Below are 13,896 nucleotides of genomic sequence, written 5' to 3'. Positions count from 1 at the left end.
TCTCCGAGCGGGATCAGCGCGCTGGACTTGATCTCGGAGGCGCGTCCGCTGAAGAGGTAGCTCATCAGGCTTTCCTCGAACTTGCCGCCGCAAATCGGCTTGCCGGAACCGAACTGCTGCAACAGCGCGCCCAGGCGCTTGTCGTCTTCGGGCACCAGCTCCGGGTGACCGCCAGCGGCGGGCCGGCCCTGCACCAGGATCACCACGGCATCGAGCTTGAATTCCTGGCGAAGCAGATCGTAAGTGGTATCGAACACGTCATCGAGCGAGGTGCAGCCGATCATGGCGGTGGCATAGCGATGCACACGGCTGCTCAGCACGTCGTTCTCACGCGCATTGTTGACGAGCTCGCGCAACTGGCGCTGCAGCGCCTGGTTCTGTTCGCGCAACACTTGGACTTGGCGCTCGATGAGCGAAACCGCCTTGCCGCCGGTATCGTGCGAGAGCAGTAGCCGCGAGACGGCATCGGGGTGGTGCTGAAAATAGTCGGGATGATCCTCGAGGTAACGGGAAACCGCCTCCTCCCAGGAAAGCTCCGTCTGAAATTCACCGCTGGGTAATTTTTGTGTCATAGCCGATCCAGGTCGATAGTGCCTTCGAAAACCGTCACCGCCGGGCCGGTCATCCACACCGGCTGCCCTTCGCCGGCCCAGGACACGCGCAGCGTGCCGCCGAGCAGTTTCACGTCAACCTTATCATCGAGCAGGCCCCGTTGGCGACCGGCAACCACCGCGGCACAAGCCCCGCTCCCGCAAGCCAGCGTCTCGCCGGCACCGCGCTCGTACACCCGCAGGCGGATGTGTCCCCGATCCACGATCTGCATATAGCCGGCGTTCACGCGTTGCGGAAAACGCGGATGCCGCTCGATCAGCGGGCCCTGCGTGTTCACCGGCGCGCTATCCACCTCCGGCACCACCTGCACCGCGTGTGGGTTGCCCATGGACAGAACGCTCATGCTTATCTTCCGGCCGTTCACCTCCAAATCATAGACGTTTTCGCGCGTGCTTGCCTCAAACGGCACTTCGGCGGGATCGAGCCGCGGCACGCCCATGTTCACGGTGACATTCCCATCCGGCTCCAGTCGTGGGTAAATCATGCCGGAAAGCGTTTCCACCGCGATCTCGTCCTTGGCCGTGAGCCGCCGGTCGCGGACGAAACGGACGAAGCAACGCGCGCCATTACCGCACTGCTCGACCTCGCCCCCGTCGGCGTTAAAAATCCGATAGCGGAAATCCGCGCCGCTGACCGTGGGCCGTTCCACCAGCAGCACCTGGTCGCAGCCGATGCCAAAATGGCGGTCCGCGAGGCGACGGATCTTTTCCGGGGTCAACGGAACCGGGCGTGTGACGCCGTCGAACACCACGAAATCGTTTCCGGCGCCGTGCATCTTGGTGAAGGGGACTGGCATGGCGCAAGCTTACCGGTTGCCGTGCGTCAAATAAACTGCGGGCAACAGGCCGCTCACGGGTGCGGCACCGGCCCGAAGAAACGCAGGTAGTCCTGATAGACACAACGGTTCATGACAACTTGCATCCCGCCGGCGCGGGCACGCATTGCCGCCGGGATATTCACCACGTCCAGTTGCAGCCAGATCGCCGGAAGCTTGAGCGTCAGGCATTCCTCGACGATCTTGTCCACATATTCCGGGGCACGAAAAACATCCACGAGATCGATCGGCTCCGGCACCTCGTCAAGCGTGGCGTAAGCCTTTTCGCCCAATACCGAGTCCACCGCCGGGCGCACCGGGATGATCCGGTAACCGAAACGCTGCATCTGCAATGCGACCCGATGGCTCGGCCGGTTGGGCCTTGGCGACAGGCCGACCACGGCGATGGTATGCACGCGCAATAGCAGCTCCCTGATCTCCTCGTCCGGAGGGTTTTGAAAAGAGTTCACAGGCTATGACGAAAGATGACCATGCACGGCCACATGCCGGTCGTCCACGGCCTCTACCTGTAAACAGGAGAGATTGATCTTGGCCAACTGCGCGGCGATTTCTTCGGGGCGATAGGCCGCGAGCAGGGAATTGAAAAAATCCCGTCTCAGGACTTCCGGCTCGCTGCCGGAATATTCCTGCACCAGACGGCCGGCCTGCTTGCGCGTGTCCGGCCGGCGCAGATCCATGATGAACACGGCCGCACCCGGCTCGGCATAATCCTCCACGACGCGCCACAGCACCTGCGGATCGGCGAGATGATGCAACAGGCTGTTGCTGATCAGGGTATCGAAGGCATGTTGTGCCAGTGTCTTGTCGGGCAAACGCACCTCGTGCAGATGAACACGATGATCCAGTTCCACGCGTGTGATCGCTTCCCTCGCCAGCGCCAGCATCGCCGGAGCGCCGTCCACGCCCGTCAGATCGCATCCGGGATGGGCGCGGGCGAAACGGATCGTGATATCCGCCGCGCCGCAGCCGAGATCGAGCACGCGCCGCGGACGGTGGCGCGGAAAGCATTGCGCGAAACGTTCGACAAACGCCTGGTGCGGTTCGGAAAAATCGGCGCCGGCATAGGCGCGCGCCTGCTCCGGATCGTCCATCAGTTCCGGTTCGGGAATACGTTCGATGAATTTCACGGGATGACGCGGACGCCGTCACTGCTTCCCCGGCAACAGGGATTCAGGCGCCATGAGTTCGGCGACGGTCTCGCGCCGGCGCACGATATGGAACCGGTTGCCGTCCACCATAACTTCGGGGATGCGCGGGCGGGTGTTGTAATTCGAACTCATCACGGCACCGTAAGCGCCGGCGGAGACCACGGCCAGCAAATCGCCGGCCTCGATGCCGAGCGCGCGATCGCGCCCGAGGAAATCACCGCTCTCGCACACCGGTCCGACGACATCATAGGTACGCAAGCTGCGCGGCTGGTCCACGGCGACCGGGGTGATGTCGTGCCAGGCATCGTAGAGCGCGGGGCGCAGCAGGTCGTTCATCGCCGCGTCCACCACGGCGAAGTTCCGCTCCTCGCCGAGCTTGAGAAACAATACACGCGTGAGCAGCAGTCCGGCATTGCCGACGATGGCGCGTCCCGGCTCGAAGACCAGGCGCAATTTCTGGTAACGCGCGCCCTTGGCTTGCAAGCGGTCGAGAATCGCGCGCGCATAGTCGGCGGGCTCCGGCGGCTGCTCCTCGTTGTAGCGGATACCGAGCCCGCCGCCGAGATCGAGATGCTGCAGGGCAATGCCGCTGTCGAGCAGCGCGCCGGCCAGGCCGATCACGCGATCCAACGCCTCGAGCAGCGGCGCCATGTCCGTGAGCTGCGAGCCGATGTGGCAGGCGATCCCCACGATGCGCAGGTTCGGCAGCGACTGCGCGCGCCGGTACGCCGACTCGGCCCGCGCGATATCGATCCCGAACTTGCTCTGCTTCAGGCCCGTGGCGATATAGGGATGCGTGGCCGGGTCCACGTCCGGGTTGACGCGCAGCGCCACCGGCGCCGGCCTGCCAAGTTTTCCGGCCACGGCATTCAGGATTTCCAGCTCCGCCTCGGATTCCACGTTGAAGCAGTGAATCCCCGCCGCCAGCGCACGGCGCATTTCCTCGGGCGTCTTGCCGACGCCGGAGAACACGACCTTGGCCGGATCGCCGCCGGCCGCCAGCACGCGCTCGAGTTCGCCGCCCGAGACGATGTCGAAACCCGAGCCCAAACGCGCGAGCAGGTCCAGCACCGCCAGATTGGAGTTGGCCTTGACGGCGTAGCAGACGAGATGGTCGCGCCCGGCCAGCGCGGAATCGAAGGCGCGGAAGCGCTCCTCGATGGCGGCGCGTGAATAGACATAACAGGGCGTGCCGACCTTGTCCGCGACGTCGGCGAGACGCACGTTCTCGGCAGACAGTTGCCGGTCCTGATAGGCAAAGGGATTCATGATGGAGCGTTGTAATTATTTCGGCGGTTGGGCCGGCGCGGGCACAGTCGCCTGCCCGCCGGTGTTACTGGATGCGCCGGCGTCATCCGGCAGATACAAAGGCCCCTTCTTGCCGCAGGCGGCAAACAGCGGCAAGGCCAGTGCGACACCCACCAGCAACACCAGACGTCCGTAGCGACCTGACGGAAAATGAAGATGGGGGAAGTTCATGGCATAAGCTTACCTTGCCTGTTTGCACCACATCCAGTGGCGGCGCGGCGGCTACACCCGCACCAGGGTAATGTCATGGTTGACCAGCTCGGCCCTGATCTCATCCCACGTCAGCAGGCCGACACAGGGCATGGCGCCGGTATCCGACACGCCGCGTTCGACCCATTGGCGGATAAGCGCCACGGCCGGGCTGCACTCGATAGCCGGTCCGTTGGCATCGCGTGCCATCAGCGACGCCGTATGCTCGATATCCTGGCCATGCTTGCGGCCACGCACCTGCACCTGCAGGCCGCCGGCCACGCTACCGAAAGCACGGAACAGATGTCCCGTCGCGGCCAAACCGGGCGCCCAGCCCGAAAGATTCTTTATCCAACCCCAGCGCCGCATCCGGCCAAGAATTGCGAGACCGTAATTGAACAGGCCCAGCTCGAGCCCGGCGCGGAAAGTCACCGTTTGTGCGCCGTAACGCGCTGGAAAAATATCGAGGTCCGGCACGTCGCACAGGTACACGCGCCGCTTCCCGACCGGCCTGGGGAATCGCACCGCCTTCGACTCACTCCAGCCAAAGGCATAACGCCAGCGGCCCTGTTCCTTCACGCGCAGGGAAACACCGGTGTAGCTCAGAATCGCGCGCAGCGTGGCCACGCCGAGCGGATTTTTATTTCCGGGCGAAAAGCTGACGTGGATTTCGTTGATGTGGTCGAATTCGGGGGCGAGCATGTCGGCCAGCGCCGCCGACACCGCGGGCACGGAACTCGCGCCACTGACGATGAGACAATCCTTCTGCTGCGCGCGACGCTGCAGGCGCGTGATACCCTCGACATAGGCGCGGGCATCGGCGATATCCACGTAGTGGACACCCATGCCGGCGCAGGTTTCAGCGACGGTGTAATTGTGCCCCTGAAACGGCCCTGTGGCATTGACCACCGCAAACACGCCGTCGAGCGCGCGCCGCAGGCTCGCGGGTTCGTCGGCGTTGACCACCAGGCAGCTGACATTTGCGCCGGCGAACTGTGCGTCTTTTTGCGGACGGCGACCGCCGATGATGCACTCGGCCGACGGTATCGTGGTGACCGCTCGGCTGATGCGCCGGCCGAGCGCGCCGTATCCTCCCAGAACCAGAATTCGCTTTCCCATGATTGCCGGCGATCATATCAGATGGCCTGTTCAGCCGTACCCTCCTCCGTTAACATGCAGGTGTAATCAACGCCTATCAGACCTCATGAACGAATCGGAATTTGACAAAAAAGCCACCGACACCCTGCTGCGCATCGAGCAGGGCATCGAGGAAAGCGGCGCCGACATCGATTTCGAAGCGGCCGGCGGCATCCTGACGCTTGAATTCGCCAACGGCACGAAGATCATCATCAACAAGCAGGGCGCGGCCAGACAGATCTGGGTCGCCGCCAAATCCGGCGGCTACCACTACGGCTTCGTCGACGACCAGTGGATCAACGATCAGGGTGGCGGGGAATTGATGAGCGAGCTGTCGCGTTTTATCCGCGAACAGTCGGGTGAGGATGTCGCGTTATCCTAATTCTATTATCTTGAAACCACAGATAAACACAGATTAACGCCGATAGCAAAAACCTAAATTAGGCGGTTGCCGATTTTATTTGTGTTCATCCGTGTTCATCTGTGGTTGCATTGATTTTTATTCCCAGCTTCCTTCCTTCGGCGCGATCACCGCCGGCTCGCCGCACTTGGGGCAGTTCACGCGGCGGGTGTCATCGGGCAGCATGGTGAGCGCATCGTCGTAACACTGGCTGCAACGCGGAATCTTGTTCTCGTGGATCCAGGTGCTCCCGATCGTATTGCAGTGGTGACAGCGGTACAACGCCAGAAACGGAAATTCAGTCTTGCCGCGGCCGATGCCGATGTTTGATTCCTCGTACTGGCAGAATTTGCACTTGAAGCCGACAAAATTTCCCACGGAATACCTTACTCCCTTTATTTCTTTCTCGGGAAAACGATTTTCGCCACGTCCTGATAATGGCTCGCGAAGTGCGTCTTAATACCTTTGCGGATGTGCGCCGGCAGGTCTTCGAAATCGCCGCGATTCGCCTCGGGCAGGATCAACTCGTTTATCTTCACGCGGCGCGCGGCGATCACCTTCTCACGGATGCCGCCCACCGGCAACACCTGGCCGGTGAGCGTGATCTCGCCGGTCATGGCCAGCGGCCGCGCGATTTTCCGGCCGCGTGCGAGCGACAGCAACGCTGTCGCCATGGTGACGCCAGCGCTCGGGCCGTCCTTCGGCGTGGCCCCGGCCGGTACATGGAGATGCACGAAGGCCTTCTCGAAATAATCCGCTTTCGCGCCGTAATCCTTGCAGTGCGAGGAAATGTAGCTGTAGGCGATCTCGGCCGATTCCTTCATGACATCACCCAGCTGGCCGGTTAGCTTGAAGCCGCGCGTGGCTTGGTGCACGCGCGTGGCCTCGACATCGAGGGTCGCCCCACCCAGCGGTGTCCACGCCAGTCCCGTGACCACGCCCACGCCGATCTGAGGCTTTTCCGGCCGGAATACCGGCTTACCCAGGTATTCCTCGAGATTCTTCACGCCCACGCGGATCGGCGGTTTGGTGCCGTTCAGAATCTTCACCACCGCCTTGCGCATGATCTGACCAAGACGTTTTTCCAGATTACGCACGCCGGCCTCGCGCGCATAAAGCTCGATGACTTCGCGCACGGCGTCGGTTTCAATTTTGAGCTGGCTGGGTTTCAGACCCGCCTTCTCGATCTGGCGTGGCAGCAAATGATGCTGTGCAATCGCCATCTTCTCGCTCGTGATGTAACCGGAAAGCCGGATGATCTCCATGCGGTCCAACAGCGCCGCCGGAATGGTGTCGAGCTGGTTGGCGGTGGACACGAACAACACCTTGGAGAGATCGAAGCGTACATCGAGATAATGATCGAGAAAATCCACGTTCTGCTCCGGATCGAGCACCTCCAGCAGCGCCGAGGCCGGGTCGCCCTGGTAGGAAGCGCCGATCTTGTCGATCTCGTCCAGCATGATCACCGGATTGGCCACGCCCACGTCCTTGATCGCCTGCACGAACTTGCCCGGCATGGCGCCGATGTAGGTACGGCGGTGGCCCTTGATCTCGGCCTCGTCGCGCATGCCGCCGAGCGAGAAGCGATAGAACTTGCGGCCCAGCGCCTGCGCGATGGAGCGGCCGACGGAAGTCTTGCCCACGCCGGGCGGGCCGACCAGCAACAGGATCGAGCCGGCGATCTCGCCCTTCATCGCGCCCACGGCGAGGAACTCGATGATACGGTCCTTCACGTCCGCCAGACCATCGTGATCGCGGTCGAGAACCTTGCGCGCGTGCTTGAGATCGAGTTTGTCCTTGGAATACTTCCCCCACGGCAGTTGCGTCAGCCAGTCGAGATAATTGCGGGTCACGCCGTATTCCGGTGAACCGACCTCGAGCACCGACATCTTTTCTATTTCTTCGTCAATGCGCTTCTGCGCTTCTTCGGGCAGCGTGAGGTCCTTGAGACGCGTACGGAACTTGTCGAGCTCGGCGGTGCGGTCGTCCTTGGCGATGCCCAGTTCCTTCTGGATTGCCTTCATCTGCTCGCGCAACAGGAACTCGCGCTGGCGCTTCTCCATGCTTTCTTCCACGTTCTTGTGGATCTGCATCTGCGCCTTGGCCACCTCGACTTCTTTCTTGAGCAGCACCAAAACCTTTTCCATGCGCTCGCGGATATGGGTCTTCTCGAGCACTTCCTGCAGTTCCTGCTTGTCGGAGGTCGTGAGGCTCGCGGCGAAATCGGCGAGCCTTGCCGGGTCGTCCGGCCCGAAGCGGTTTAAGAAGTATTTGAGTTCTTCGCCGTAAAGCGGATTAAGCGGCAACAACTCCTTGATGGTGTTGATGACCGCCACCGTGTACGCCTTGAGCTCCGGCATGTCCTTGTAGCTGGTTTCGGGGAAATACTGCGCACGCACCACGAACGGCCTTTCGCGCGACACCCACGATTCGATGCGGAAACGCTGCATGCCTTCAACGAAGATTTGCAGCTTGTCATCCAGCTGCACCACCTTGTGAATGCGGCTGGCGGTGCCCATGGTGTAGAAGTCATCGGGTCCGGCGGTTTGCGGATCGTCGCCGCGGATCAGCACCAGGCCGACGTATTGCTGTCCGGCTTCAACCGCCGCTTCCAGCGTGCGCTGCCACGGCTCGCGGTCGACCACGAGCGGCACCATCTGGGCGGGGAAGAACGGGCGATTGGCGACGGGGAGGATGTGCAGCAGGCCCGGCAGCACGTCGGAGGGGCGCGCCAGTTTGCCACCCTCGGTTTCCACAGCGGCGGGGGTTTCGATTACGTTTTCGGCTTCCATTTTTAGTGGTTCTTCTTGGCTCGACATGGTTTCATCATTGGGGCCGGAAAGCGACGATTCAAGTATGCTCGGTCGGTGATTGGTCTTTCTCCACATAAGGTGGAAGGGTTGTCAGACGCGTATCCGGCACGCCTTCTCCCAGCGTGAAGTGATAAAGGCTCTGGTAACGCCGGTCCCGGAGGCCGAGCACCTCATGCACCGGGTCGTCGAAAAAACACCCGATACCGGTGGCCTGTATGCCGTGCGCCTCGGCCTCCAGATAAAGCAGCTGCCCGATAGCACCACATTCCCAGTAAAGCCGGCGATAAAACCACGGGCCGTAGGCTCTAAGTGGCTGTTCGAACTCGACCAGCATGGCCACGGCGAACGCGCCGTCGGCGGCGATCTCCTGATGACAGCTCACGCGCTCGGCAAGTTTACGGCAGTCGCCGGCCACCAACCCATATATAGGTAAAGTTTCGGGGCTTCCTTCCAGCCCGGTCCAGTCGAATTCGCGACCGAATGCCTCCTGCATCGCTTTCTTTTTGGCGGGGTCACGTATCAGAAGATAAAGTCCGGTCGGAACATCCTGCACGCGGTGCACGAAGAGCAGCAGATGCACCACGGGTGACCACGGCAACGCGTTGAAGGGAAACCGGTGCGTGGCGGGCAGACATCGTTGCAACATCGAATAGAACGCCGCGCGTGTAACACCCGTCTTTCCATCCATCGCCACGGCGCTGCGGCGACGGTGAACCAGATGCCGCAGAAGCACCGCGGTATCGGCGGAAGCCGGTTCGTCCCATTCCGCTGACGTCGCGGCAAGATAAGACGCAACGCCATCGGCCTTGCGGGTCGCCGCATCCACTTCATCGATGATCGGCCAGCAGCGATGGTCGGGGCTCAATATATTCGGTGCGCCACTCCATTCGCCTTGCGCAATAGCTTGAATCGCCGCGCGCGGGAGTGCGCGCGCAGGGCAAGCATGGGGCTGCGGATACACGGCGAGCAAACACTCCGGGCGTTCGGCTTCGGGCCCATGCTTGCGTGGCAAGCCGAGGAGCGCGGCGATGGTCTCATCGCCCGGATCATCCAGCAGCGATACCTTCCATCCGAGCACGGCCGCGGCAAAACCGAGCGCGGCAATCGCATGGCCGGTGTCGTGTTGGCAGTAGCGAAAGGCGCGGCTGCCGTATTTCCACGCCTCGCGCCAATAGATGGATGACAGGCCGATGATCAATGATTGCGGCGGAAGATCGGCGACCAGATCGCGCCACACCTCGCGCGCGAAATGGGTGCGCACCTCGAGCGCGTGAATCCGTGGCGCGTAATGGCAGACCACGGGTGTATCGAGCAGCCCCGAAACCGGGCCGCTGATCAGACAGGCTTCGGTCGGATGCAAATTGCCGCTCGAGGGATTGACGCGCAGCGCCCAGCGGCTTTGGCCCGCCTGCTTCCAGGCGGACAAGGCCAGGCTGTCGTAAAGCAGTCGCGAGACGGTTTCGCGGGTGAGCGCCGCCGGTTCAACGAGGCCTTCTATCAGCGCCCTCGCATAAGCCGGGCCATCGGCGCGTGGAAATTTGTCGAGCGGGACTACTTCGCAACCGGCATAGCGTCGGAACGGATCGGGCTGCATCGCCCAGTCAAGAAAACCCGGCCCGGGCGCATAGGCATTGAAGTGATGCTTGGTGGCGTCGTGGTAGGCGAAGACTTTTTCCAGACTGGCGGACATGACAGCGAATTGTAACGCCCCCTGCCGTCAGGGTCCGCTCCATCATTGTAAGACCACACCGGCAACCCGGGCGGGTCACCGGTGTTGGCTGGACTGCTAGCGTCTCTTCTTTTTTGCGGCCGCGAGATCGCGCTTGAGCTTGTCGCGCTCGGCCTTGAGCTTCGAGACTTCCGCCGCGTGCGCATCCGCCGTGGCCTGCATCTGGTTGACCCTGGCACGCAAATCGTCCGCCTCTTTGGTCTTGTCGGCGGCCTGTTGCTTGGCGCTGGCAAGGTCTTTTTCCAGCTGGGTCACTTTGGTATTGAGTGCTTCGATTTCCTTCTTACCGCATCCCACCGGGCCGGCCACGAGAAATGCCGCCAGGATGGCCCATAGCACGTAACGCTTCATACACGCTCCTGATAGATTGACTATTATTGATAGAGGCTTGTCCGCCACGTAAACCCCCGGGGCGCAGCGAAGCTGATGATACGCGGCGCGGGGGGTGAGTCAATGCATGGTAAACCGGCCCCTTTTCCGGTGAGAGCGAGTAACGGAATTTACCGCGCCTCGCGCCGGTCAAAGCGTGACAGGAGGTTTTAACGATGCGGCTGCCTTCGCTCTATCAGTTCTTCCACCATCAGGTGGGCCACGGCTTTCACCGCCACGGCATCACCGAACCGGCCACGGTGGATTACGTCAGCGACATCCTGACCCGGTTCGCCCAGGTGCGGCAGTTATACGCTCTGCGGGACGCCAGCGACCGGCCACTGGAGTACATCGTGGACATGCTCGAGACCTGGCACATGGCGCAAGGCGGGGCGGGAAGCCCCGGCCGGGGACGCTTCATTCTGCGGCATCTTGGGGAATACACGCTGTTCATGAGCGGACTGTTCCGTGACCGGCTGCGCCGACGCGGCGAGCTCGATTATTACCTCGCGCATGGAAGCAGCGCCTACTGGCGCTGTGCCGATTACGAAGTAAATCCCCGGCAACGGCAGGTGTACTGGCATCTGCATCAGGACTTTGGGCGCATCTCCAGCACACTGGATAACATGCGCCGCGAGCAGTTCCCGCTTCCGCCTTCCGCGGACAGCGTGTTAACCGCTTTTTGGCGGGTTTGACGCCGGTACTACCGGCGACCCGGGCCGGACAGAGCGGCCCGTCGATCTCTCATCAAGCGGCGATCTTTCGTCTGCGGGTCCCAGCGCAGGATACCGCGCCGATCGAGCTGCTCGCGGCGGCGATCGGCCTTGCGGCGGTCACCGTGTTCGAGAAAATCATAAGGAACGTTGTTGTAATTCTGCACTGTGCCCACCCCACACTCCGAAATACCGGACGGTCCCAGCCGCCTCTTTAGCCGCTAATGTAACATCCCCGACCAGCCAATCCCAACCGACCCCCGCCATCCCACCCGTCAACCGCCGGGCGCATCACGCGTTGTTACAAGGAGTTGCAGGGCGGCGTCGCCCCGGCTCTGGCGAGGATGCTGGGGATGGCTGATGATAGCGGTCCAACGCCGGAGCCTGATGTCAGGGCAGAATGCTGACGCGGACAGGGTGGCCGGCGAAAAACCAATAATGAGGGATCTCCGCTGGCGCCCACGCAAGCCTTGGATCGTTTTCTCGCCGGCGTCGAGCGGCGCGCGTTTCTGACGGCGCGGTTCGCTCTCGGCAATGCCGACGATGCGCTCGACGTCGTGCAGGACGCGATGCTGCAGTTGGTCCGAAGCTACGCCAACCGCGGCGAGCAGGAATGGGGACCGTTGTTTCACACCATTCTGCAAAGCCGCATCAGCGACTGGCGCCGGCGCGCCAAAGTTCGCAACCGGCTGCGTGTCTGGTTCGGCGGCAAGGAAGAGGACGGCGACAGCGATCCGTTGCAAAATATCGCTGACAGCCGCAGCCCGGACCCACCGGGACAGTTGCGGGACAAACAGGCGATGGCGGCGCTGGAGGCAGCAATACACAAACTACCGCCGCGTCAGCAGCAGGCATTCATGCTGCGGGTGTGGGAAGGGCTGGACATCGCACAGACGGCACGCGCGATGAAGTGTTCGGCAGGCAGCGTCAAGACGCATTACTCGCGCGCGGTACATGCCCTGCGCGCACAACTGGAGGACCATCTGTAATGATGGAAACCGAAGACAAATTTCTGAACGCCGCGAAACGCGTGCTGGATGACGCCGAGAAAAATCTCGACGCGGGCACCGTCGCGCGCCTGCGCGCCGCGCGCCGCGAGGCCATCGAGCAAGGCCTGCGCCGACCATCGCGCATGCGTCCGGGCTGGCTGCTGCCGGTTGGCGGCTTCGCCACCGCCACCATCGTGTTTGCCGTCGCCGGGCTGCTGTGGTTCTCCGCGCCGAATCCGAATCTCTTGCAGGCGAATGTAAGCGACATCGAGCTGCTCACGGCACACGAGAACCCGGAATTTTTCGCCGATCTGGATTTTTACGACTGGCTGGACAACGACTCCGATGCCAGCTGATCTGCGCGCGGCCGGATTCATGCTACTGATTTCATTGGCAGCGACCGCGGCGGAATCGCCACCACCACCCGACATGAATCTGATCGAATTTCTCGGAAGCGTTGATGTTGGCACGAAGAGCGCATCAGGGACAGAAGTCCTGACCGCCATTGATACAGATTTACTGCCGGATTCACCGGAGGAGCCACCCTATGAATAAACGCCTGATCCTCTGCCTGCTGTTGCTGTGGCCGATAACGCTCTGGGCCGCGGACAGCAATCCTCCCGTCACCTGGAACCAGCTCGCTCCGGAGGAACAACAAGTCCTCAAGCCGTTTCAGGACCGTTGGGACAGCCTGCCGCCGGAACAGCGTGAACATCTGCAGCAAGGCGCGAAACGCTGGCAAACCATGACGCCGGAGCAGCGTGCGAAGGCGCAGGAGCGCTTTGCGCGCTGGCAGAAGATGACACCGGAACAACGCGAACAGGCGCGTAAACGTCACGAACGTTTCCGCCAGTTACCGCCGGAACAGCAGGAACGCCTGCGCCAGCGGCACGCGTGGTTCAAAAACCTGCCGCCGGAACGGCGCGCCGAACTGCGAGATAAGTGGAAAAACATGACACCGGAACAACGCCAGCAGTTCAAGGAAAAATGGCGGCGCGACAATGCCGGTCCGGGCGAGCGTGGCCCGCAGTCACATACAGATCGTCCAGAACGCCCTGAGCGACCGGGGCAGATGATGCAGCGTTAGATGTGGTTACGTCATTCCCGCGAAAGCGGGAATCCAGTGGCTTCAGATAATTAAGTGTTAGATTGCATTAGATCATTAATGCCATATTCGCTCCGTCGGTGGTTTCTTTTTGTAGAATGTTACTAGTACCACTTTGTCAAATATCGGTTCCTTATGTACGCGTTCGATAGCATCGCGATTTAAAATATAAAAGTCGTAAGCGCCTTCGAGTAGCTTATTACGTAGGCTTAACAGAGCAGTCCGCGATGCCGAGGGTACTAGATTAAGATAGAAACTGATCCGACCGAATATATCTCGACGTTTCCCCAAGCGAAGCATTTTTTTCATTTATCCCAGCTGCGTTATACAACTTCTCATATTCACTTTTTGACATCTGTGTTGAGACTTGCCCGCATTCATCGAACCGACACTTAGCGGCGTCCAGATCGATCATGTCAAGCAGAGGCTGTTCCCCCATAAAAGAGTAAGTTATCTCTTATCTGCTTTCCCGCGCACTTCATGTGCCGGATATTTCTTGGCGTTGAGTTCGATCTTGCGCCGCGCGGCGTCCATCAGGTCCACGCCCAG

18 protein-coding genes are annotated in these 13,896 nt (G+C 61.4%); 6 read left to right on the top strand and 12 right to left on the bottom strand.

What is annotated here, in order from left to right; genetic code table 11:
• From ACC569_RS11425 to ACC569_RS11395, 7 genes are all read right to left on the bottom strand, one after another.
• The coding region (locus ACC569_RS11425) for a DUF484 family protein (protein ID WP_372523657.1) at positions 1-572 on the bottom strand (572 nt) is incomplete at its 3' end.
• Positions 569-1,408, bottom strand: coding sequence for a diaminopimelate epimerase (gene dapF / locus ACC569_RS11420; RefSeq protein ID WP_372523656.1), 840 nt, complete (start codon positions 1,406-1,408; stop codon positions 569-571). The genes dapF and ACC569_RS11425, both read right to left, overlap by 4 nt.
• Before the next feature lie 53 nt (positions 1,409-1,461).
• Positions 1,462-1,896 (bottom strand): CoA-binding protein, encoded by a 435-nt coding sequence (locus ACC569_RS11415; RefSeq protein WP_372523655.1) that lies wholly within the window; start codon positions 1,894-1,896, stop codon positions 1,462-1,464.
• Positions 1,897-1,899: 3 nt separating this feature from the next.
• Complete coding sequence (locus tag ACC569_RS11410) at positions 1,900-2,565, bottom strand: trans-aconitate 2-methyltransferase (RefSeq protein WP_372523659.1); 666 nt, start codon at positions 2,563-2,565, stop codon at positions 1,900-1,902.
• A gap of 27 nt (positions 2,566-2,592) precedes the next feature.
• Positions 2,593-3,864 carry a diaminopimelate decarboxylase gene (gene lysA, locus ACC569_RS11405; RefSeq protein ID WP_372523654.1) on the bottom strand — a complete coding sequence of 424 codons (1,272 nt, stop codon included), beginning with the start codon at positions 3,862-3,864 and terminating at the stop codon, positions 2,593-2,595.
• Between the two features lie 15 nt (positions 3,865-3,879).
• Positions 3,880-4,074: a lipoprotein gene (locus ACC569_RS11400; RefSeq protein ID WP_372523653.1), complete on the bottom strand. Its 195-nt coding sequence runs from the start codon at positions 4,072-4,074 to the stop codon at positions 3,880-3,882.
• A 51-nt stretch (positions 4,075-4,125) separates the two neighbouring features.
• Positions 4,126-5,211 (bottom strand): saccharopine dehydrogenase family protein, encoded by a 1,086-nt coding sequence (locus tag ACC569_RS11395; RefSeq protein ID WP_372523652.1) that lies wholly within the window; start codon positions 5,209-5,211, stop codon positions 4,126-4,128.
• An 85-nt stretch (positions 5,212-5,296) separates the two neighbouring features.
• Here ACC569_RS11395 and cyaY point away from each other — a divergent pair, with 85 nt between their 5' ends.
• Entirely contained in the window at positions 5,297-5,611 is a 315-nt protein-coding gene (gene cyaY, locus ACC569_RS11390; RefSeq protein ID WP_372523651.1) for an iron donor protein CyaY, read from the top strand.
• Between the two features lie 117 nt (positions 5,612-5,728).
• On the opposite strand, the gene ACC569_RS11385 is transcribed toward cyaY, so the two are convergent.
• The 4 genes from ACC569_RS11385 to ACC569_RS11370 all read right to left on the bottom strand — a co-directional run bounded on the left by ACC569_RS11385 (position 5,729) and on the right by ACC569_RS11370 (position 10,522).
• On the bottom strand, positions 5,729-6,007 hold the full coding sequence (locus tag ACC569_RS11385; RefSeq protein ID WP_372523650.1) for a hypothetical protein: 279 nt from the start codon (positions 6,005-6,007) through the stop codon (positions 5,729-5,731).
• A gap of 17 nt (positions 6,008-6,024) precedes the next feature.
• On the bottom strand, positions 6,025-8,421 hold the full coding sequence (lon, locus tag ACC569_RS11380; protein WP_372523649.1) for an endopeptidase La: 2,397 nt from the start codon (positions 8,419-8,421) through the stop codon (positions 6,025-6,027).
• 58 nt (positions 8,422-8,479) lie between these two features.
• Positions 8,480-10,132, bottom strand: coding sequence for a SagB/ThcOx family dehydrogenase (locus ACC569_RS11375; RefSeq protein ID WP_372523648.1), 1,653 nt, complete (start codon positions 10,130-10,132; stop codon positions 8,480-8,482).
• Positions 10,133-10,228: 96 nt separating this feature from the next.
• Positions 10,229-10,522 carry a hypothetical protein gene (locus ACC569_RS11370; RefSeq protein ID WP_372523647.1) on the bottom strand — a complete coding sequence of 98 codons (294 nt, stop codon included), beginning with the start codon at positions 10,520-10,522 and terminating at the stop codon, positions 10,229-10,231.
• A gap of 194 nt (positions 10,523-10,716) precedes the next feature.
• Here ACC569_RS11370 and ACC569_RS11365 point away from each other — a divergent pair, with 194 nt between their 5' ends.
• Positions 10,717-11,235, top strand: coding sequence for a hypothetical protein (locus ACC569_RS11365; protein WP_372523646.1), 519 nt, complete (start codon positions 10,717-10,719; stop codon positions 11,233-11,235).
• 8 nt (positions 11,236-11,243) lie between these two features.
• Here the strand turns inward: ACC569_RS11365 and ACC569_RS11360 are convergent, their stop codons facing one another.
• Positions 11,244-11,429, bottom strand: coding sequence for a hypothetical protein (locus tag ACC569_RS11360; protein ID WP_372523645.1), 186 nt, complete (start codon positions 11,427-11,429; stop codon positions 11,244-11,246).
• A gap of 276 nt (positions 11,430-11,705) precedes the next feature.
• On the opposite strand from ACC569_RS11360, the gene ACC569_RS11355 reads away from it, so the two are divergent.
• The 4 genes from ACC569_RS11355 to ACC569_RS11340 are packed head-to-tail and all read left to right on the top strand — an operon-like array spanning position 11,706 to position 13,329.
• A complete protein-coding gene (locus ACC569_RS11355) occupies positions 11,706-12,242 on the top strand; it encodes an RNA polymerase sigma factor (protein ID WP_372523658.1) in 537 nt (178 codons plus the stop codon).
• Complete coding sequence (locus ACC569_RS11350) at positions 12,242-12,598, top strand: hypothetical protein (RefSeq protein WP_372523644.1); 357 nt, start codon at positions 12,242-12,244, stop codon at positions 12,596-12,598. The genes ACC569_RS11355 and ACC569_RS11350 overlap by 1 nt, the downstream gene beginning before the upstream one ends.
• Positions 12,588-12,797, top strand: a complete 210-nt coding sequence (locus ACC569_RS11345) for a hypothetical protein (RefSeq protein ID WP_372523643.1) — start codon at positions 12,588-12,590, stop codon at positions 12,795-12,797. The genes ACC569_RS11350 and ACC569_RS11345 overlap by 11 nt, the downstream gene beginning before the upstream one ends.
• Complete coding sequence (locus ACC569_RS11340) at positions 12,790-13,329, top strand: DUF3106 domain-containing protein (protein WP_372523642.1); 540 nt, start codon at positions 12,790-12,792, stop codon at positions 13,327-13,329. The genes ACC569_RS11345 and ACC569_RS11340 overlap by 8 nt, the downstream gene beginning before the upstream one ends.
• Positions 13,330-13,896 lie beyond the last annotated feature (567 nt).

The organism is Sulfuricaulis sp. (genome assembly GCF_041499725.1).
In the GTDB taxonomy this organism is placed as follows: Bacteria; Pseudomonadota; Gammaproteobacteria; order Acidiferrobacterales; family Sulfurifustaceae; genus Sulfuricaulis.
This window is presented reverse-complemented; position numbering and strand designations above follow the sequence as displayed.